General features: G+C 41.7%; 18 protein-coding genes, 1 pseudogene and 1 riboswitch. Of the genes and pseudogenes, 16 read left to right on the top strand and 3 right to left on the bottom strand.

Features of this window, described 5'->3' with window-relative positions; translation table 11 throughout:
* Positions 1 to 275 precede the first annotated feature (275 nt).
* Both QM843_RS05865 and trkA read right to left on the bottom strand, forming a co-directional pair.
* Complete coding sequence (locus QM843_RS05865) at positions 276 to 1,715, bottom strand: TrkH family potassium uptake protein (RefSeq protein WP_203212639.1); 1,440 nt, start codon at positions 1,713 to 1,715, stop codon at positions 276 to 278.
* A 3-nt stretch (positions 1,716 to 1,718) separates the two neighbouring features.
* Positions 1,719 to 3,068, bottom strand: a complete 1,350-nt coding sequence (gene trkA / locus QM843_RS05860) for a Trk system potassium transporter TrkA (RefSeq protein WP_414304423.1) — start codon at positions 3,066 to 3,068, stop codon at positions 1,719 to 1,721.
* A gap of 188 nt (positions 3,069 to 3,256) precedes the next feature.
* On the opposite strand from trkA, the gene QM843_RS05855 reads away from it, so the two are divergent.
* The 16 genes from QM843_RS05855 to rpsI all read left to right on the top strand — a co-directional run bounded on the left by QM843_RS05855 (position 3,257) and on the right by rpsI (position 18,407).
* Positions 3,257 to 4,105 carry an SAM hydrolase/SAM-dependent halogenase family protein gene (locus tag QM843_RS05855; RefSeq protein ID WP_049542540.1) on the top strand — a complete coding sequence of 283 codons (849 nt, stop codon included), beginning with the start codon at positions 3,257 to 3,259 and terminating at the stop codon, positions 4,103 to 4,105.
* Positions 4,106 to 4,120: 15 nt separating this feature from the next.
* A complete protein-coding gene (locus QM843_RS05850; protein WP_143952828.1) occupies positions 4,121 to 4,666 on the top strand; it encodes an ECF-type riboflavin transporter substrate-binding protein in 546 nt (181 codons plus the stop codon).
* Between the two features lie 283 nt (positions 4,667 to 4,949).
* Positions 4,950 to 6,632, top strand: coding sequence for an ABC transporter ATP-binding protein (locus tag QM843_RS05845; protein WP_414304422.1), 1,683 nt, complete (start codon positions 4,950 to 4,952; stop codon positions 6,630 to 6,632).
* Positions 6,617 to 7,447 carry an energy-coupling factor transporter transmembrane component T family protein gene (locus QM843_RS05840; protein WP_001148091.1) on the top strand — a complete coding sequence of 277 codons (831 nt, stop codon included), beginning with the start codon at positions 6,617 to 6,619 and terminating at the stop codon, positions 7,445 to 7,447. Before QM843_RS05845 ends, QM843_RS05840 begins: the two co-directional genes overlap by 16 nt.
* A 192-nt stretch (positions 7,448 to 7,639) precedes the next feature.
* Positions 7,640 to 8,143 carry a tRNA (cytidine(34)-2'-O)-methyltransferase gene (locus QM843_RS05835; protein WP_000181382.1) on the top strand — a complete coding sequence of 168 codons (504 nt, stop codon included), beginning with the start codon at positions 7,640 to 7,642 and terminating at the stop codon, positions 8,141 to 8,143.
* Between the two features lie 59 nt (positions 8,144 to 8,202).
* A riboswitch (FMN riboswitch) is annotated at positions 8,203 to 8,421 on the top strand.
* Positions 8,422 to 8,584: 163 nt separating this feature from the next.
* A complete protein-coding gene (locus QM843_RS05830; RefSeq protein ID WP_000185823.1) occupies positions 8,585 to 9,148 on the top strand; it encodes an ECF transporter S component in 564 nt (187 codons plus the stop codon).
* Positions 9,138 to 9,788, top strand: a complete 651-nt coding sequence (locus QM843_RS05825) for a phosphatase PAP2 family protein (RefSeq protein WP_150922765.1) — start codon at positions 9,138 to 9,140, stop codon at positions 9,786 to 9,788. The genes QM843_RS05830 and QM843_RS05825 overlap by 11 nt, the downstream gene beginning before the upstream one ends.
* A 27-nt stretch (positions 9,789 to 9,815) precedes the next feature.
* Positions 9,816 to 10,235 carry a chromosome partitioning protein ParB gene (locus tag QM843_RS05820; protein WP_414399189.1) on the top strand — a complete coding sequence of 140 codons (420 nt, stop codon included), beginning with the start codon at positions 9,816 to 9,818 and terminating at the stop codon, positions 10,233 to 10,235.
* Positions 10,236 to 10,239: 4 nt separating this feature from the next.
* Entirely contained in the window at positions 10,240 to 10,689 is a 450-nt protein-coding gene (locus QM843_RS05815) for a GNAT family N-acetyltransferase (RefSeq protein ID WP_194250469.1), read from the top strand.
* Positions 10,690 to 10,959: 270 nt separating this feature from the next.
* Positions 10,960 to 12,006, top strand: coding sequence for a phenylalanine--tRNA ligase subunit alpha (pheS, locus tag QM843_RS05810; RefSeq protein ID WP_153192586.1), 1,047 nt, complete (start codon positions 10,960 to 10,962; stop codon positions 12,004 to 12,006).
* Complete coding sequence (locus QM843_RS05805; protein WP_414304421.1) at positions 12,006 to 12,515, top strand: GNAT family N-acetyltransferase; 510 nt, start codon at positions 12,006 to 12,008, stop codon at positions 12,513 to 12,515. Before pheS ends, QM843_RS05805 begins: the two co-directional genes overlap by 1 nt.
* Positions 12,516 to 12,591: 76 nt before the next feature.
* Positions 12,592 to 15,006, top strand: a complete 2,415-nt coding sequence (pheT, locus tag QM843_RS05800; protein ID WP_414304420.1) for a phenylalanine--tRNA ligase subunit beta — start codon at positions 12,592 to 12,594, stop codon at positions 15,004 to 15,006.
* 238 nt (positions 15,007 to 15,244) lie between these two features.
* Positions 15,245 to 16,138: an ABC transporter ATP-binding protein gene (locus QM843_RS05795; RefSeq protein ID WP_000895284.1), complete on the top strand. Its 894-nt coding sequence runs from the start codon at positions 15,245 to 15,247 to the stop codon at positions 16,136 to 16,138.
* Positions 16,135 to 17,334, top strand: a complete 1,200-nt coding sequence (locus QM843_RS05790; RefSeq protein WP_049547082.1) for an ABC transporter permease — start codon at positions 16,135 to 16,137, stop codon at positions 17,332 to 17,334. Before QM843_RS05795 ends, QM843_RS05790 begins: the two co-directional genes overlap by 4 nt.
* A gap of 215 nt (positions 17,335 to 17,549) precedes the next feature.
* Positions 17,550 to 17,996: a 50S ribosomal protein L13 gene (gene rplM / locus QM843_RS05785; RefSeq protein ID WP_001044624.1), complete on the top strand. Its 447-nt coding sequence runs from the start codon at positions 17,550 to 17,552 to the stop codon at positions 17,994 to 17,996.
* Positions 17,997 to 18,014: 18 nt separating this feature from the next.
* Positions 18,015 to 18,407 carry a 30S ribosomal protein S9 gene (gene rpsI, locus QM843_RS05780; RefSeq protein WP_000075964.1) on the top strand — a complete coding sequence of 131 codons (393 nt, stop codon included), beginning with the start codon at positions 18,015 to 18,017 and terminating at the stop codon, positions 18,405 to 18,407.
* Between the two features lie 109 nt (positions 18,408 to 18,516).
* On the opposite strand, the pseudogene QM843_RS05775 reads toward rpsI, so the two are convergent.
* Positions 18,517 to 18,740 (bottom strand): annotated as a pseudogene (locus QM843_RS05775) (tyrosine-type recombinase/integrase); the annotation flags it as partial.
* Positions 18,741 to 18,911: the final 171 nt, after the last annotated feature.

Genomic DNA, 18,911 nt, shown 5'->3' with positions numbered 1-18,911 from the left:
ATTAAATTCCTTAAGTCAGGTATTGAAATGTCTGACCGGGATTCAAAGATACTTGTTGAGTTGCGGGAGGTATTTGATATTCAATGAAAATCAAAGAGCAAACTAGGAAGCTAGCCGCAGGTTGCTCAAAGCACCGCTTTGAGGTTGTAGATAAGACTGACAAAGTCAGTCACACATATACGGCAAGGCGAAGCTGACGTGGTTTGAATTTTATTTTCGAAGAGTATGAAAATAAAAATACCACACTTTGTAGGTTTACAAGGTGTGGTTGTATTTTATCTCTTAGACCAAGTTCTCTTCATAAAGAGAAGTAGGATTGGATAAATCTCCAAGCGCCCTGCAATCATTGCAAAGGAGAGGAGAATTTTTGAGATAGGACTAAAGATTGAGAAACTAGAAGTGGTTCCTAGAATAGGTCCGATATTATTGAAACAGCTAAAGACAGCACTGGTAACGACTAGAAAATCATTGCTATCTAGGCTGACAATAAAGATAAGAGATAGCAAAATCATAGAATAGATGACAAAGTACTTGAGAATCTTATGCTGGGTATCTTTGTCAATCACCGTTTTATTAACATGGAGGGTCAAAACACGGTGGGGCGATAGAATTGACAAAATTTGGTTTTTGGCAATTTTTGAAAGGATGAGGCCTCGAATAACCTTGAGTCCACCTGCGGTTGAACCAGCAGAACCACCGATTCCCATGAGGAAGAGAAGGATAAACTGGGAGAAGAGGGGCCAGTTGGTAATATCCCCGTAACCAAAACCAGTCGTCGTAATGATATTGGAAACTTGGAAGAAGGCCATTTCAAAACTCTTTGAAAATCCTGGATAGAGATAGAGAGTATTGAGGCTAATCAAGCCTGTAGAAAGCAGAACAATTACCAAGTAAGCTCGGAGTTCTTCATCTCCAAAGAAGGCCTTGACCCGACGGAGCATGAGGTAGTAGTAGAGATTGAAATTTATCCCAAAAACCAAAACTCCGATACTAACTAGATAGGTAATCAGTGAGCTACCATAGTGGGCGATTCCATCGTTATAGACTGTAAAACCTCCTGTACCTGCTGTTCCCATGGCAATGACAAAACTATCAAATAGGGGCATGCCAGCCAGATAATAGATGATGACAAAGAGGGAGAAGAGAGCTAGATAAAGGAGATAGAGAATCTGGGCAGTATTTTTGAGTTTGGATACAACCTTGCCAAAAACAGGGCCAGGAACCTCAGCTTTCATCACTTCTAGGTGGCTATTCTTAGCATTGTCCATAATAGCAAGTGCAAAAACAAGCACTCCCATCCCTCCAATCAAGTGGGTAAAACTTCGCCAGAAGAGGAGGGAACGACTGAGAACCGAAACGTCGTTCAGAATAGTTGCTCCAGTAGTTGTAAAGCCAGAACTGATTTCAAAAAAGGCATCGATAACGCTGGGAATTTGCTTAGCAAAAACAAAGGGGAGACCGCCAAAGAAGGACCAAAGGATCCAACAGAGGGCAACAATCAAGACTCCCTCCTTGGCATAAATCCGTTGATTTTTGGGCTTTTGTAAAATTCCTGAACCGCCTAGTAATACGAGAATCCCTATTGTTGAAAAGAGGGCCGTAAAGACTTGGCTCGATTCACGGTAATAGAGAGCGACAGACACAGGAACCAAAAGAAGAACAGCTTCAATCAAAAGTAATTTTGAAAGGAGGTAACGAATCATACTTTTATTCATTTCTTACCTCGCGATCAAGTCATAAATCTTGGTGATGTTTGGCAACAAGGTTGTTACTAGGAGCTTGTCTCCAACTTCCAACATATCCTCCCCAGTAGGGAAAATAGTCTTGCCCTTTCGAATGATGGCTGCTATAAGAACCCCTTTTTTCAGTTTTAGTTGAGAAAGAGGTTTGGCAGTCATTTTATTAGCTTCCTTGATATGGAATTGCAGGGTTTCGATTTGACCATTGGCTAGATGGTGCATGGCCTGAAGGTCTGAATACTGGGCATTAACCCGACCACGAATAAAGTGCATAATCGTATCTACAGCGATGATTTTAGGTGTGATGATACTTGAAAAATCAGGCGCATTGATAATTTCGAGGAGACTGGTACGATTGACCTTGGTGATATTTTTTTGTACACCTACCCTGTCAAGGAACATAGAGGTAATCAGATTTTCCTCATCGACCCCTGTTAGAGTCGCAACGGCATCATAGTTTTGAGCACTTTCTTCCAGCAGGATATCTTTTGCGGTACCATCTCCTTGAACGATGTAGAGGTTTGGGAATTTCTCGCTAAAGAAGCTAGCGATTTCAGGATTGATTTCAATAACCTTGGTATCGATACGACTGTCTTTGAGGATACCTAGTAGATAATAGGCAATTCTACCAGCTCCAACAATAAGAAGACTCTTCACGGAACGAGATTTAAAATAATTATGGAAGAGCATCATGTCAACACGGTTACCAGTGACAAAGATTCTATCTTTATCCTGTATGGTCATGTCACCACTTGGGATGATAATTTGATGATCTCTTTCTATCGCACAGACAATGACATTGCCGAATTTTTTCCGAAAATCAGAGATGGGCATTTGGCAAAGACCACTGGAGGATTTAACAGTGAATTCCATGAGGCTAACGCGTCCACCAAAGAAACGTTCGACAGATAGGGCGTTGGGGAAGTCAATGATATTCGCGATAGCGCGGGCAGCCAAGAGCTCAGGGTTAACGATAAGAGAAAAACCGAGAATATTCTTTTCCTTGAAATAAGAGTTAGAATATTCAGGGTTCCGCACCCGAACGATGGTCTCTTTAGCTCCCATTTTTTTGGCTAGAACGGCTGCAATCATGTTCACTTCATCGTATTCAGTCAGGGCGATAAAGATATCACAATCCTGGACACTGGCTTGCTCAAGGATGGTAAAATCAGCCCCGTTACCAAGGATACCCATGATATCAAAGCGATTGACAATATGATTGAGGACAGCTTCGTCTTGCTCAATCAGCAAAACATCATGCTTTTCTGCAACCAAGGAGCGACAGAGGGCAGAACCAACTTTTCCCCCTCCGACAAGGATAATTTTCATAATAAAACCTACTTCTTCATTATGTAACTATCATACCTTTTTTCAAGAAAAAATGCACCTACTAGCTAATCACCAGAGTTTTTAGTAGGAAATTTGCTATAAGGTAAAACTATACCCTAAGCAATTGAAATAGCTATTAGCGACTTTCTAGAAAATATGGTATGATAAAGGATATACAAGGAGATAAAATGAATAATAATTTACTGGTATTACAATCAGACTTTGGTCTGGTTGATGGTGCGGTATCGGCTATGATTGGAGTGGCTTTAGAAGAATCTCCAACCTTAAAAATTCATCACTTGACGCACGATATCACGCCTTATAATATTTTTGAGGGGAGTTACCGTCTCTTTCAGACGGTGGATTACTGGCCTGAGGGAACGACATTTGTATCGGTGGTCGATCCAGGTGTCGGCTCGAAACGTAAGAGTGTGGTTGCCAAGACTGCAAAAAATCAATACATTGTCACGCCAGATAATGGGACGCTTTCTTTTATCAAGAAACACGTTGGCATTGTAGCTATTCGTGAGATTTCTGAAGTGGCCAATAGACGTCAAAATACAGAGCATTCTTATACCTTCCACGGTCGTGATGTCTATGCCTATACTGGTGCTAAACTGGCCAGTGGTCACATTTCTTTTGAGGAAGTGGGACCAGAGCTCAGTGTGGATCAGATTGTGGAGCTTCCAGTCGTAGAGACCATCATTGAAGACCATTTGGTGAAGGGAGCTATTGATATTCTGGATGTGCGTTTCGGCTCGCTTTGGACCTCTATCACACGAGAAGAGTTTTACAAGCTGGGACCAGCATTCGGTGACCGTTTTGAGGTGACTATCTATCATGCAGATATGCTGGTCTATCAAAATCAGGTTGTTTATGGCAAATCATTTGCAGATGTGAGAATTGGGCAACCCATCCTTTACATCAACTCTCTCTATCGTTTAGGTCTGGCTATCAACCAAGGTTCCTTTGCCAAGGCCTATAATGTGGGTGTCGGTTCATCTTGGACCATTGAAATAAAGAAAATAGAATCATAAAATAGGAGAATATAGATGAAAAATCAATCAATTAAACAAGTTGTTGCTATCGGTGTTGGAGCTGCGCTCTTTGTTGTCATCGGGATGATCAGTATTCCAACGCCTGTTCCAAATACAAGCATCCAGCTTCAGTATGCGGTACAGAGCCTCTTGTCTATTATTTTTGGCCCTCTAGTGGGGCTACTTGTTGGTTTAATTGGGCATGCGGTGAAGGACTCTCTTGCTGGCTACGGTCTATGGTGGACTTGGATTATTGCTAGTGGTCTCTTTGGTCTAGCTGTAGGTCTCTTTAGAAAATACATTCGAGTAACACAGGGTGTTTTTGAGTTGAAGGATATTGTCTTCTTTAACCTCATTCAGATTGTTGCAAATGCTCTTGTTTGGGGTGTCTGGGCACCACTTGGAGATGTTGTGATTTATCAAGAAGCGGCAGAAAAAGTATTTGCCCAAGGGATTGTTGCGGGAATTGCTAATGCTGTAACTGTAGCTATCGCAGGTACCCTTCTCTTGCTAGCTTATTCACGTACGCAGACTCGTTCAGGAAGTTTGAAAAAGGATTAACATAAAGGCAAAGGCTGGGCAACCAGTCTTTTTCGATGTTTATAGACTAGTCAGGCAAGCAAGCTATGATAGGACTCTTTTTGACGCTAAGATTTTACGAGAAGAGACTGCAAGAAGGGCTTGATTTATGATAAAATAGAAGTCTAATACTCTGCGAAAATCTAATTCAAACCGCGTCAGCTCTATCTGCAACCTCAAAACAGTGTTTTGAGCAACCTACAGCTAGCTTCTTGGTTTGCTCTTTGATTTTCATTGAGTAGAAGAAGCGAATGAAGAGAGTAAGATGAAAGAAGCTATAATTGAGTGGAAGGATTTCTCTTTCCAGTATGAAACGCAACAAGAACCGACCTTGCAAGGAGTGGACTTAACCATTTACAAGGGAGAGAAAGTCTTAATTGTTGGGCCATCTGGGTCAGGTAAGTCTACCTTGGGTCAGTGTTTGAATGGGATTATTCCCAATATTTACAAGGGTCAGACGTCTGGAGAATTTTTGATCAAGGGGCAAGCGGCCTTTGATATGAGTATCTATGATAAGTCTCATCTGGTCAGCACGGTTTTGCAGGATACAGATGGGCAGTTTATCGGTTTATCCGTGGCAGAGGATTTGGCTTTTGCTCTAGAAAATGATGTAACAAGTTTAGAAGAGATGAAAAGCCGTGTTCATAAATGGTCTGAAAAGCTGGACCTTCTTTCTTTACTGTCTCAGCGTCCTCAGGATTTGTCAGGTGGACAAAAGCAGCGAGTCAGTCTGGCTGGTGTCTTGATTGATGAGAGTCCGATTCTTTTGTTTGATGAGCCACTCGCCAATCTGGATCCCAAGTCAGGTCAGGATATTATCGAATTGATTGATCAGATTCATAAGGAGGAGGGGACGACGACACTTATTATCGAGCACCGTTTGGAGGACGTTCTGCATCGTCCTGTGGATCGGATTGTCTTGATAAACGATGGTCGTATCCTCTTTAATGGGAGCCCTGACCAGCTACTGGCGACTGATCTATTGACCCAAAATGGAATTCGAGAACCCCTTTATCTAACCACTCTCCGTCAATTGGGTGTGGATTTAAAGAAGGAAGAACAATTAGCAAATTTGGACAACTTGTCTATCTCAAAAGGCCAGGTTCAGTTGCAGAATGAACTGGCAAAAGAGACGCCAGATTTGCAGTCACTCTTTAAATTAGAGGATCTGTCTTTTTCTTATGATGATAGACCGATTTTAAAATCCATTTATTTATATATTAAAAAGGGTGAAAAGATTGCTATTGTCGGGAAAAATGGGGCTGGGAAGTCAACTCTAGCCAAGGCCTTAAGTAGCTTTATCCAGACAGAAGGTTCTTATCTTTGGGAAGGCCAGGATATCAAGGGAGATTCTGTTGCAGAGCGGGCGGAACGAGTAGGCTATGTGCTGCAAAATCCTAATCAAATGATTTCAACCAATATGATTTTTGATGAGGTGGCTCTGGGACTTCGTTTGCGAGGTGTGGAAGAGCAGGAAATTGAAACGAGAGTCTATGAAACTTTGAAAATCTGTGGTCTCTATGAATTCCGTAATTGGCCGATTTCTGCCCTGTCATTTGGTCAGAAAAAACGTGTGACTATTGCATCGATTTTGGTCTTAGGGGCTGAAATTATCCTCTTAGATGAACCGACAGCAGGTCAAGACCAGAAGAACTATACTGAGATTATGGAATTTCTTGAAGAACTGCATCAAAAAGGGCATACCATTGTCATGATTACCCATGATATGCAATTGATGCTGGATTATTCTGATCGTGCTCTTGTCATGGTGGATGGGGAACTGATTGCCGATACCGATCCAGCTAGTCTGTTGAGCAATCCTGAGCTGTTAGTAAAAGCCAATCTAAAAGAAACTTCTATCTTCAACTTGGCTAAGAAACTCGACGTGGATCCACTTGCTTTAACGGCATTTTACAAAGAAAGGAGAGAAGGATGCAAGCTAAATTAATCGGTTACCAGCATAGAGATACTGTGATTCATCGCTTGTCAGGGGCTGGGAAACTCCTCTTTTTCATTCTCGTATCATTGGCTGCCATGATTAGCTATGATACCAGACTGCTTGTTCTGATTGCCATCTTTTCGGTTTTTCTCCTCTATTTGTCAGAAATCCGCTTTAAAGATGTTTCCTTTGTAGCCGTTTTTGCGACGGTATTTGCCGTTTTGAACGTTTTGATGGTCTATCTCTTTTCTCCCGAGTATGGGGTTGGACTTTACGGAGAGAGAAGTGTGATTTGGCAGGGAATCGGTGCCTACACTCTGACCAGCCAAGAGCTCTTTTATCTGCTAAATCTGGCCATTAAGTACCTTTGCACTATTCCTCTGGCTATTATCTTTTTGATGACAACCCATCCTAGTCAGTTTGCTTCCAGTTTAAATCAAATTGGTGTGCCTTACAAGATTGCCTATTCAGTCAGCCTGACCTTGCGCTATATTCCAGATTTGCAGGAAGAATTCTTTACTATCAAGATGTCTCAGGAGGCGCGTGGGATGGAATTATCCAAGAAAGCTTCTCTTATGCAACGAATCAAAGGCAATCTGCGCATTATCACTCCCTTGATTTTTAGCTCGCTAGAACGGATTGATACCATTGCGACCGCCATGGAACTTCGCCGCTTTGGGAAAGAGAAAAAACGCACTTGGTATAGTTATCAGGCCTTGAAAAAAGGAGACTATCTTACCTTGCTCTTGGCAACCTTGTTTTTAGTAGCTAGTTTACTACTTATCTTGCAGAATCAGGGACGATTTTACAACCCTTGGAAATAGCTTGAAAAAATTGAAAAAATCAAGTCGTTTCTATTGACAATGATTCTGAAAGTGTTATACTAAGAAAGTAGTTTCGCTGATTTACTTCAAACCTGTTGTGAGGTAAGTTAACGATGCCTTAACCACGCTGTTTGCTGAGCTTGACTCCGGGCAGTGTGGCTATTTTTTTGCAATGGTGAAAGGAAGCAAGTCATGACAAATCACATTGTATTATTTGAACCTCAAATTCCACAAAATACAGGCAATATCGCGCGTACTTGCGCTGCGACCAATTCTCCCCTCCACATCATCAAGCCAATGGGCTTTCCTATCGATGATCGCAAGATGAAGCGGGCGGGGTTGGATTATTGGGATAAGCTAGAGATTTATTTTTACGAGAGTTTGGAGGATTTCATGTCTCAGATGAAGGGCAAACTCTACCTGATTTCTAAATTCGCTGAGAAAGTGTATTCTGATGTGGATTTATCGACTGACGAGGACCATTATTTTCTTTTTGGACGTGAAGACAAGGGTTTACCTGAAGACTTTATGCGCGAACATCCTGAGAAGGCTCTTCGTATTCCTATGAATGATGAACATGTCCGCAGTCTTAATGTGTCTAATACCGTCTGCATGATTGTCTATGAGGCTCTTCGCCAGCAGAACTTTGCAGGTCTTGAGCTTGTTCATACCTATGAAGTGGATAAATTGAAATAAAAAATGAAAATGAAAATGAACAAAATGCTTGCGCTTGCAAGCGTTTTTTGTTATGATAAAAGAGTCTTCAGGGCAGGGTGTGATTCCCGACCGGCGGTAAATTTGACTAGCTATTTTAGCTTTCTCGTCGTTGTCTTGTCTCGATATACTTTAAGTATTATCTTCGACTGCGACGCCTAGATAAATCTAAAATATCTTAGCCAAATAAGTCCGCGAGCGCAAGCTGATGTGGTGAGATTCCACAACCGACAGTATAGTCTGGATGGGAGAAGACGAAAGAATAGCTTTGTCTGTTCTGATAGATTTATAGCTAAACTGTAACCGCTTGCTTGAATTTCCTTAATAGAGTGAGAGGGGACTTTTGGGATATAAAAAGTGAGAATAGATAGAGGAATCCTTTCTAACTTCTTCTGATTTTATAGAAAATTGGAGGAACCTGTTATGACAAACACACGTCGACTTTCGACCATTGCGATTTTATCAGCCATCTCATTTGTGCTGATGTACTTTGACTTTCCGCTTTTGCCAGCGGCGTCCTTCCTCAAGATCGAATTTAGTATCTTGCCAGTCCTTGTGGGTCTGGTGGTCATGGATTTGCCTGCTGCTCTAGGAATTCTCTTGCTTCGCTCACTATTGAAATTGCTTCTTAACAGCCAGGGAGTGAATACTTACATTGGCTTGCCAATGAATATCGTAGCTTTAGGAGTTTTTGTCATCGTATTTGCTTTGATTTGGAAAAAGGAACGGACAACCCTTCGTTTCCTACTAGGCTCTCTAGCTGGAACTATTGGTTTAACCGTGGCTATGTTGGTTCTCAACTATGTTTATGCTGTTCCTCTGTACGCTAAGTTTGCTAACTTTGATATTGGAAAAATTTTGGGACTTTCCAACTACCTAATGACCATGGTATTACCTTTTAACTTGATTGAGGGTGTAATCTTTTCCGTTTCATTCTGGTTGTTGTACGTCCTTTTGAAACCAACCTTAAAACATTATGAAAGATAAACAAACATTTTTAATGAAGGGCAGTTTTGCCCTTTTACTTTTCGTTATTCTTGGCTACATGGTCAAATTTTACCCTGAAACGCTGGTCGGTTTTGACCAACCGATTCAGACTGCCGTTCGAGGAGACTTGCCAGATTACTTGACTATTCTTTTTAGGGCCATCACACGCTTGATTGATATTCCAGTGATTATCACTTGGGTTGTCATTACAGCTTTTGTCTTTTATCATAAGCGGTGGAAGATAGAAAGTTTCTTCATGCTGGGAAATCTAGCTTTGGCAGGTCTTTTAATCGTGACCTTTAAAAATATCTATCAGCGCCCACGACCAGCTATTTTACACTTGGTAGAGGAGAAGGGATTTTCCTTTCCAAGCGGTCATTCTCTGGCTGTAACCTTGATGGTCGGTTCTCTGATTGTCATTCTCAGTCAACGGATGAAAGATCCAGTCTGGAGAAAAATCATGCAAATTGTCCTTGTTCTCTACCTAGTCAGTGTGCTGGTATCAAGGGTCTATCTGGGAGTTCATTACCCATCAGATGTCCTTGCCAGTCTCTGTGTGGGCTTGGGAGTCTTGTTTATCGAGTTTCCCTTCTATGACAAGCTCCGCTTCCAATGGCGATTTAAAGGTAAGCAGAAGTGAATATCAAATTCTCTTGAGGAGAAAGAAATGAAAGTCAACATAAAAGCTCTCCATCCGACTCAACTATACTTATCAGAAAAGAAACTAGCAGGCCTCCAGACACTTTATCAGTCTGTAGAATTAAACAATGTTGATCCAATTAGTATTCTTGCGTTCGGAGATTGCTTGTTGATTACAGATGGACATCACAGGGCTTATCAGGCTTTATTGGCAGGTCAGGATACGATTTCTGCTGAGTGGGATAGAGATGGTGGTGATGATCTATATCATCTCTATGCGCAAGCTTGTGAGGAAAGAATGATTTACTCTGTTCTGGATTTAAAAAATCATATCTTAGCTCAAGATGAGTATGAAGCAAAATGGTATAACTGGTGTGATGGTTTTAATCAAGCAGCAACTATTTTGTGGAAAAGTAAAGCAGATGAAACGGATTTTACAAATAGATAATGCACTGCGTATTGTTCCTTATTATAAGGTCAATCATTGTGAAGAAGCTTTTGCTTGGTATCAGGATGTGAACTTGGTTCACCTCGTAGATGGGGTGAAGCTTCCTTATAGTCAAGAAACTTTGGAAGCCATGTATTCCTATTTGGATCAGCATGGAGAGCTTTTTTGGATTGAAGTCAAGGAGAAGGGAGAATGGTTTCCAATTGGGGATGTTACACTATCTCAGGACAATCTCCCCATTGTGATTGGAAATCCCGCTTACCAACATCGAGGACTTGGAAAAAAGATCCTAAGTGCTTTGATTGAATTGGCTCGAGTAAAAGGATGGAAAGAATTGAGAGTCAAGGAAATCTACACCTACAATCATGTTTCTAGGAGGTGTTTCAAGTCGCTTGGATTTGTGGAAAATGGAGCAACAGAAAAAGGAATGAGTTTTATACTGAAATTAGTCTAATCTAACTTGTTTTTTAACTAAAAATCTGATAAACTAAGTAGTAATTGAATAGAAATCTGCAAGACTAGTAACTCAAGGGAAGTATATCAGGGAGGAGAGCCGTGACTGTAAGCTCTCTATATGAAAGCTGGGTGAATTCACTTGTGCATGGATTTAGAAATGAAGGTCTGACTTGTCAGATGAAAACGGATGGTACCGCGTGTCAACGCTCCGAGTGGAGTTTTTGGCATGTGGTTTTCTTTTTATCTACGAGAGACTGATGGAGGAATTATGTCAACTATTAAAGAACAATTAAAAGCGCTTCGTGAAGAAACGCTGGCTAGCTTGAAGCAGATTACTGCTGAAAATGAAAAAGAGATGCAAGATTTGCGCGTCTCTGTCCTTGGTAAAAAGGGGTCTCTTACTGAAATCCTCAAAGGGATGAAAGATGTCTCTGCTGAAATACGCCCGATTATCGGAAAACACGTTAATGAAGCTCGTGATGTCTTAACAGCAGCCTTTGAAGAAACAGCTAAGCTTTTGGAAGAAAAGAAAGTTGCAGCTCAATTGGCTAGCGAGAGCATTGATGTGACACTTCCAGGGCGTCCTGTTGCGACTGGTCACCGTCACGTTTTGACACAAACCAGTGAAGAAATCGAAGATATTTTCATTGGGATGGGTTACCAAGTCGTGGATGGTTTTGAAGTGGAGCAAGACTACTATAACTTTGAACGTATGAACCTTCCCAAAGACCACCCAGCCCGTGATATGCAGGACACATTCTATATCACAGAAGAAATCTTACTCCGTACTCACACGTCTCCAGTGCAGGCGCGTGCCATGGATGCCCATGATTTCTCTAAAGGTCCTTTGAAGATGATCTCGCCAGGGCGTGTCTTCCGTCGTGATACGGACGATGCGACTCACAGTCACCAATTCCACCAAATCGAAGGTTTGGTTGTTGGGAAAAATATCTCTATGGCAGACCTTCAAGGAACACTTCAATTGATTGTGCAAAAAATGTTCGGTGAAGAGCGTCAGATCCGTCTGCGTCCATCTTACTTCCCATTCACAGAGCCATCTGTTGAGGTGGATGTTTCTTGCTTCAAGTGTGGTGGAGAAGGCTGTAACGTATGTAAGAAAACAGGTTGGATCGAAATTATGGGTGCCGGTATGGTTCACCCACGTGTCCTTGAAATGAGTGGTATCGATGCGACTGTTTACTCTGGATTTGCTTTTGGTCTTGGTCAAGAGCGTGTAGCTATGCTTCGTTACGGAATCAACGATATCCGTGGATTCTACCAAGGAGATGTCCGTTTCTCAGAACAGTTTAAATAATGATTAGAAAAGTAGAAATGGCAGATGTTGAGGTGTTGGCTAAAATTGCCAAACAAACCTTTCGTGAAACGTTTGCTCATGATAATACGGAAGAGCAGTTACAGGAATACTTTGAAGAGGCTTATAGTCTGAGAGTTTTGTCAGCTGAGTTGGAAAATCCAGAATCCGAAACCTATTTCATTATGCATGAAGAGGTGATAGCTGGTTTTCTCAAAGTCAACTGGGGAAGTGCTCAGACTGAGAGAGAATTAGAGGATGTTTTTGAAATTCAACGCCTCTATGTGCTACAAAAATTCCAAGGATTTGGACTCGGTAAGCAACTGTTTGAATTCGCTCTGGAACTTGCCGAAAAAAATGGTTTTTCCTGGGCTTGGTTAGGTGTTTGGGAGCATAATACAAAAGCTCAAGCGTTTTATAATCGATATGGTTTTGAAAAATTTAGCCAACATCATTTTATGGTTGGTCAAAAAGTAGATACGGATTGGTTACTGAGAAAGAAATTAAGGTAAGAAGATGATTCTTCTATTGAAATGATAGGAAAGGAAAAGAACTAGAGTGGCAACTGTCATTCTGGAAAACTAAATTATGCTTGTATCTTATAAATGGTTAAAAGAATTGGTGGACATTGATGTGCCATCACAAGAGTTGGCTGAAAAAATGTCAACTACAGGGATCGAGGTAGAAGGTGTCGAATCACCTGCTGCTGGTCTCTCAAAAATTGTCGTCGGTGAGGTCTTGTCTTGCGAAGATGTGCCAGAAACTCACCTCCATGTTTGTCAGGTTAACGTTGGCGAAGAAGAAGCCCGTCAGATCGTCTGTGGTGCCCCAAATGTGCGTGCTGGTATCAAGGTTATGGTGGCTCTTCCAGGAGCTCGCATCGCTGACAACTACAAAATCAAAAAAGGAAAAATCCGTGGTTTAGAGTCACTTGGAATGATCTGTTCGCTTGGCGAATTGGGAATTTCTGACTCAGTTGTGCCTAAGGAATTTGCAGATGGCATCCAAATCTTGCCAGAAAATGCCGTTCCAGGTGAGGAAGTCTTCTCATATCTAGATTTGGATGATGAAATTATCGAACTTTCAATTACCCCTAACCGTGCGGACGCTCTTTCTATGCGTGGAGTGGCTCACGAAGTAGCAGCTATCTATGATAAGGCAGTCAACTTTAAAGAATTTACTCTTTCAGAAACTGACCAAGCTGCAGCAGATGCTCTTTCTGTCAGCATTGAGACAGACAAGGCGCCTTACTATGCAGCTCGTATCTTGGACAATGTGACTATCGCACCAAGTCCACAATGGTTGCAAAACCTTCTCATGAACGAAGGAATCCGTCCTATCAATAACGTAGTGGACGTGACCAACTACATCCTTCTCTACTTTGGTCAACCAATGCACGCCTTTGACTTGGATACCTTTGAAGGGAGTGACATCCGTGTGCGTGAAGCGCGTGCTGGTGAAAAATTAGTGACCTTGGATGGTGAAGAACGTGACTTGGAAACAAATGACCTAGTCATCACTGTCGCAGACAAGCCAGTAGCCCTTGCAGGTGTCATGGGCGGTCAAGCAACAGAAATCTCTGAGAAATCTAGTTGTGTCGTCCTTGAAGCTGCAGTCTTCAACGGAAAATCAATCCGTAAGACCAGCGGTCGTCTTAACCTTCGTTCTGAGTCATCTTCTCGCTTTGAAAAGGGTATCAATGTGGCAACTGTTAACGAAGCTCTTGATGCGGCGGCTAGCATGATTGCAGAACTTGCAGAACTTGCAGGTGCGACGGTGCGCAAAGGCATCGTTTCAGCGGGTGAGCTTGATACCTCTGATGTGGAAGTTTCTTCAACTCTTGATGATGTTAACCGTGTCCTTGGTACAGAACTTTCTTACGCGGATGTAGAAGACGTCTTCCGCCGTCTTGGCTTTGGTCTTTCTGGAAATGCAGACAGCTTTACAGTCAGCGTCCCACGTCGTCGTTGGGATATCACAATCGAGGCAGATCTCTTTGAAGAAATTGCTCGTATCTATGGATATGACCGCTTGCCAACCAGCCTTCCAAAAGACGATGGTACAGCAGGTGAATTGACTGCGACACAAAAACTTCGCCGCCAAGTTCGTACCATTGCTGAAGGGGCAGGTTTGACAGAAATCATCACCTACGCTCTAACAACTCCTGAAAAAGCAGTTGAGTTCACAGCTCAACCAAGTAACCTTACGGAACTTATGTGGCCAATGACAGTGGACCGTTCTGTCCTCCGTCAAAATATGATTTCTGGTATCCTTGATACAGTTGCTTACAATGTGGCTCGTAAGAACAAAAACTTGGCACTTTACGAGATCGGAAAAGTCTTTGAACAAACAGGCAATCCAAAAGAAGAACTTCCAAATGAGATTAATAGCTTTGCCTTTGCCTTGACAGGCTTGGTTGCTGAAAAAGATTTCCAAACAGCAGCAGTTCCAGTTGATTTCTTCTATGCTAAAGGAATCCTTGAAGCATTATTTACTCGCTTGGGACTAGAAGTGACCTATACGGCAACATCTGAAATCGCTAGCCTTCACCCAGGTCGTACCGCTATGATTTCACTCGGTGACCAAGTTCTTGGTTTCCTTGGTCAAGTACACCCAGTCACTGCTAAGGCCTACGATATTCCAGAAACGTATGTGGCTGAGCTCAACCTTTCAGCCATCGAAACTGCCCTTAAACCAGCTACTCCATTTGTGGAAATCACAAAATTCCCAGCAGTTAGCCGTGACGTTGCCCTCCTTCTCAAGGCAGAAGTGACTCACCAAGAAGTTGTGGACGCGATCCAAGCTGCCGGCGTGAAACGTTTGACAGATATCAAACTCTTTGACGTCTTCTCAGGTGAGAAATTGGGACTTGGTATGAAGTCAATGGCTTATAGCTTGACTTTCCAAAATCCAGAAGACAGCTTAACGGACGAAGAAGTCGCACGCTACATGGAAAAAATCCAAGCGTCTCTCGAAGAAAAAGTCAATGCAGAAGTGCGTTAAAGTATCAATCCATCCTTCGGGGTGGATTTTTGCTTTTTAAATAACAATTCAGGATCAAAAATAGACAGTTGAGGAACAGAGAAGATAAATTGGAGTTTACCACGGTATAATGGATTTATCACTAAAAACGCTCCATGCCATATTTTACATAGCATTAGCCTTATAAAAATGGACAGAAATTATTGTAAAGGCTATCAAAAAGGAGTATAATGAGTGCAAGACATTTCGGAGGTGAAAGATGCTAGAAGTAAGAAGTCTAGAGAAAAGTTTTGGACCTAAGCAAGTTTTGTTTGGTATTGACTTTCAAGCGCGACCAGGTCGTATTTTGGGATTAGTCGGGAAAAACGGTGCTGGGAAGACAACGATTTTCCACAGTATTTTGAAGTTTTTAGAATACCAAGGAGAAATTAGTCTGGATAATCAGGATATTCGACAAGAGACCTACGCTCGGATTGGCTATCTGCCTGAAGAACGCAGCCTCATGCCTAAATTGACAGTCCTTGAACAAGTTCGTTACTTGGCGACTCTAAAAGGTATGGATGCCAAGGAGATCAAGGAAAAACTCCCTCAATGGATGAAGAGGTTGGAAGTGAAAGGGAAGCTGACTGATAAAATCAAGAGTCTGTCAAAAGGAAATCAGCAGAAGATTCAGCTCATTATTACTCTGATTCATGAGCCAGACTTGATTATCTTGGATGAGCCTTTCAGTGGATTGGACCCGGTCAATACAGAATTGCTCAAGCAAGTCATTTTTCAGGAAAAAGAACGTGGGGCAACCATTATCTTTTCTGACCATGTCATGACCAACGTCGAGGAGCTTTGTGACGATATTCTCATGATTCGAGATGGCCGTGTGGTCTTGCATGGACCAGTTCAGGATGTCCGCAATCAATACGGGAAAACGCGTCTCTTTGTTTCAAGTGAACGAAGCAAGGAAGAATTGGAAAATCTTCCTCATGTCAAGCAGGTAAGTTTGACCAAACAAGGCAGTTGGAAATTGATCTTAGAGGATGAGAGCGCTGGAAGGGAACTCTTCCCAATCTTGACTCAGGGGCAATACATCGCAACCTTTGACCAGCAAGCGCCAACAATTGATGAAATCTTTAAACTAGAATCAGGGGTGGAAGTATGAGAAATATGTGGGTTGTAATGAAGGAAACCTATCTTCGACATGTCAAATCGTGGAGTTTCTTCTTTATGGTGATTTCGCCGTTCCTCTTTTTAGCCTTATCTGTAGGAATTGGCTATCTCCAAGGATCTTCTATGGCTCAGAGTGGCAAGATAGCAGTAGTCAGCACTGTTCCAGCTGTGACAGACAGTCTTAAATCTACCAATGGTCTCAATTTTGATTATCAGGATGAAGCCAGTGCCCAAGCTGCTATCAAGGATGAAAAATTAAAAGGCTATCTGACCATTGACCAAGAGGATAGTGTCTTGAAGGCAGTTTATCACGGTGAAACTTCCCTTGAGATTGCTATTAAGCTAGGAGTAACGAGCAAGTTAAATGAGCTTCAAGATCAACTCAATCGTTCGGCAGCCAATTTGTCACAAGAACAGGAAAAACGCTTGGAACAAACAGTTAACTTTACGGAGAAAATTGATGAATCCAAGGAAAATAAAAAAATGATTCAAACCTTTGCGGCCGCAGGGCTTGGTTTATTTCTTTATATGATTTTGATTACCTATGCTAGTGTCACTGCTCAGGAAGTGGCTAGCGAGAAAGGAACCAAAATTATGGAGGTGGTCTTCTCTAGTATCCGAGCTAGTCATTATTTCTACGCTCGCATGCTAGCTCTGCTTCTTGTGATTTTGACCCATATTGGCATTTACGTCGTGGGTGGACTTGCTGCCATTCTTCTCTTTAAAGACCTACCAATCTTGGCACAATCTGGTATTTTAAACCATATAGGAGAGGCTTTCTCGCTCAACACCTTATTGTTTGTCTTGGTTAGCCTCTTTATGTACGTTGTTTTAGCAGCCTTCCTAGGTTCTATGGTTTCTCGTCCTGAGGACTCAGGAAAAGCCTTGTCGCCTTTGATGATTTTGATTATAGGTGGTTTTTTTGGAGTGACAGCTCTAGGTGCAGCTGGTGACAATCTCATCTTGAAGATTGGTTCATATATTCCCTTTATTTCGACCTTCTTCATGCCATTTAGAGCCATTAATGGCTATGCAAATGGGTTAGAAGCTTGGATTTCGCTTGCTATTACGATTGCTTTTGCAGTAACTGCAACAGTCTTTATCGGACGTATGTATGCTAGTCTCGTTTTGCAGACAGATGATTTAGGTCCTTGGAAAACCTTTAAACGTGCCTTATCTTATAAATAGAAGAGCCTCGCGAAAGCGAGGTTTTTTAGAGACAAAAAGAGTGGAATTTAGAAAAATATTTTTCATATCTATTGACTTTTAGGGGTGAAATTTGGTATGATAGTAGGCGGTATTGTTTACCCCATTTGAAAGGCCCCGGAACCTTCCAAATACTTTTCGATGGGAAGGAACACCCATCACCGTAAACAAAAATCGAACTATATATAGGAGAAATCATGAACAAAACAACATTTATGGCTAAACCAGGCCAAGTTGAACGTAAATGGTACGTAGTTGACGCAACTGATGTACCACTTGGACGTCTTTCTGCAGTAGTTGCTAGCGTACTTCGCGGAAAAAACAAACCAACATTTACACCACACACTGATACAGGTGACTTTGTGATTGTTATCAATGCTGAAAAAGTTAAATTGACTGGTAAAAAAGCAACTGATAAAATCTACTACACTCACTCAAACCACCCAGGTGGATTGAAACAAATCTCTGCAGGTGAACTTCGTTCTAAAAATGCAGTACGTTTGATCGAGAAATCAGTTAAAGGTATGCTTCCACACAATACACTTGGACGCGCTCAAGGTATGAAGTTGAAAGTATTTGTTGGAGCTGAGCACACTCACGCTGCACAACAACCAGAAGTTCTTGATATTTCAGGACTTATCTAAGGAAAGGAACAATAAAGTATGTCACAAGCACAATATGCAGGTACTGGACGTCGTAAAAACGCTGTTGCACGCGTTCGCCTTGTTCCAGGAACTGGTAAAATCACTGTTAACAAAAAAGATGTTGAAGAGTACATCCCACACGCTGACCTTCGTCTTGTAATCAACCAACCATTCGCAGTTACTTCAACTGCAGGTTCATACGATGTTTTCGTTAACGTTGTAGGTGGTGGATACGCTGGTCAATCAGGAGCTATCCGTCACGGTATCGCTCGTGCCCTTCTTCAAGTAGACCCAGACTTCCGCGATTCATTGAAACGCGCAGGACTTCTTACACGTGACTCACGTAAAGTTGAACGTAAGAAACCAGGTCTTAAGAAAGCTCGTAAAGCATCACAATTCTCAAAACGTTAATCAATACGATTATATCAACGTTTACAGACATTCAAGAATTATTTCTTGGATGTCTTTTTTGTTTCAAAAAATCAAAGTTCACCCCAAAATTCACCCCATATTCACCCCATCAATTTTTTAAACTACGAAAAGCAATATCACCTACAGTCTGATTGACTTTATCTTTGATATTAACGTAAGTTTTTGTAATCTCTTTATCACTATGAGTAAGAGCTTCTGAGAAGGCTTCAAGAGAAACCCCAGCTTGTTTTGCGAGTGTCGCACCAGTATGTCTTAGTTGTGTGGGGAAGCTGGTGCTAGTTCAGGGTGCCTGCGTCTGACTGATTTCATCTTGATAAAACTTAAAATCTTTCTAATTATAACAAAGCATAGTCAAAAAGCTATGACCTCTATATTCACAAAAAAATCCAGACCAATACTAGTCCAGATTTCTTGTCTATTAAACACTCTTTTCAAAGAATGGAAGAACGGCTGTAACGGATTTGTCAACGCAATTATTTAACT

The sequence above is a fragment of the Streptococcus mitis genome (assembly GCF_047463435.1).
Lineage (GTDB): Bacteria > Bacillota > Bacilli > Lactobacillales > Streptococcaceae > Streptococcus > Streptococcus mitis_DS.
The sequence above is the reverse complement of the archived record's forward strand: the minus strand, read 5'-3'. Positions and strand labels throughout refer to the sequence as shown.

Bases quoted from the DNA above. Each gene is read 5' to 3' on its own strand.
- QM843_RS05865 (WP_203212639.1), bottom strand. From the start codon at position 1,715: ATGAATAAAAGTATGATTCGTTACCTCCTTTCAAAATTACTTTTGATT.
- trkA (WP_414304423.1), bottom strand. From the start codon at position 3,068: ATGAAAATTATCCTTGTCGGAGGGGGAAAAGTTGGTTCTGCCCTCTGT.
- QM843_RS05855 (WP_049542540.1), top strand. From the start codon at position 3,257: ATGAATAATAATTTACTGGTATTACAATCAGACTTTGGTCTGGTTGAT.
- QM843_RS05850 (WP_143952828.1), top strand. From the start codon at position 4,121: ATGAAAAATCAATCAATTAAACAAGTTGTTGCTATCGGTGTTGGAGCT.
- QM843_RS05845 (WP_414304422.1), top strand. From the start codon at position 4,950: ATGAAAGAAGCTATAATTGAGTGGAAGGATTTCTCTTTCCAGTATGAA.
- QM843_RS05840 (WP_001148091.1), top strand. From the start codon at position 6,617: ATGCAAGCTAAATTAATCGGTTACCAGCATAGAGATACTGTGATTCAT.
- QM843_RS05835 (WP_000181382.1), top strand. From the start codon at position 7,640: ATGACAAATCACATTGTATTATTTGAACCTCAAATTCCACAAAATACA.
- QM843_RS05830 (WP_000185823.1), top strand. From the start codon at position 8,585: ATGACAAACACACGTCGACTTTCGACCATTGCGATTTTATCAGCCATC.
- QM843_RS05825 (WP_150922765.1), top strand. From the start codon at position 9,138: ATGAAAGATAAACAAACATTTTTAATGAAGGGCAGTTTTGCCCTTTTA.
- QM843_RS05820 (WP_414399189.1), top strand. From the start codon at position 9,816: ATGAAAGTCAACATAAAAGCTCTCCATCCGACTCAACTATACTTATCA.
- pheS (WP_153192586.1), top strand. From the start codon at position 10,960: ATGTCAACTATTAAAGAACAATTAAAAGCGCTTCGTGAAGAAACGCTG.
- QM843_RS05805 (WP_414304421.1), top strand. From the start codon at position 12,006: ATGATTAGAAAAGTAGAAATGGCAGATGTTGAGGTGTTGGCTAAAATT.
- pheT (WP_414304420.1), top strand. From the start codon at position 12,592: ATGCTTGTATCTTATAAATGGTTAAAAGAATTGGTGGACATTGATGTG.
- QM843_RS05795 (WP_000895284.1), top strand. From the start codon at position 15,245: ATGCTAGAAGTAAGAAGTCTAGAGAAAAGTTTTGGACCTAAGCAAGTT.
- QM843_RS05790 (WP_049547082.1), top strand. From the start codon at position 16,135: ATGAGAAATATGTGGGTTGTAATGAAGGAAACCTATCTTCGACATGTC.
- rplM (WP_001044624.1), top strand. From the start codon at position 17,550: ATGAACAAAACAACATTTATGGCTAAACCAGGCCAAGTTGAACGTAAA.
- rpsI (WP_000075964.1), top strand. From the start codon at position 18,015: ATGTCACAAGCACAATATGCAGGTACTGGACGTCGTAAAAACGCTGTT.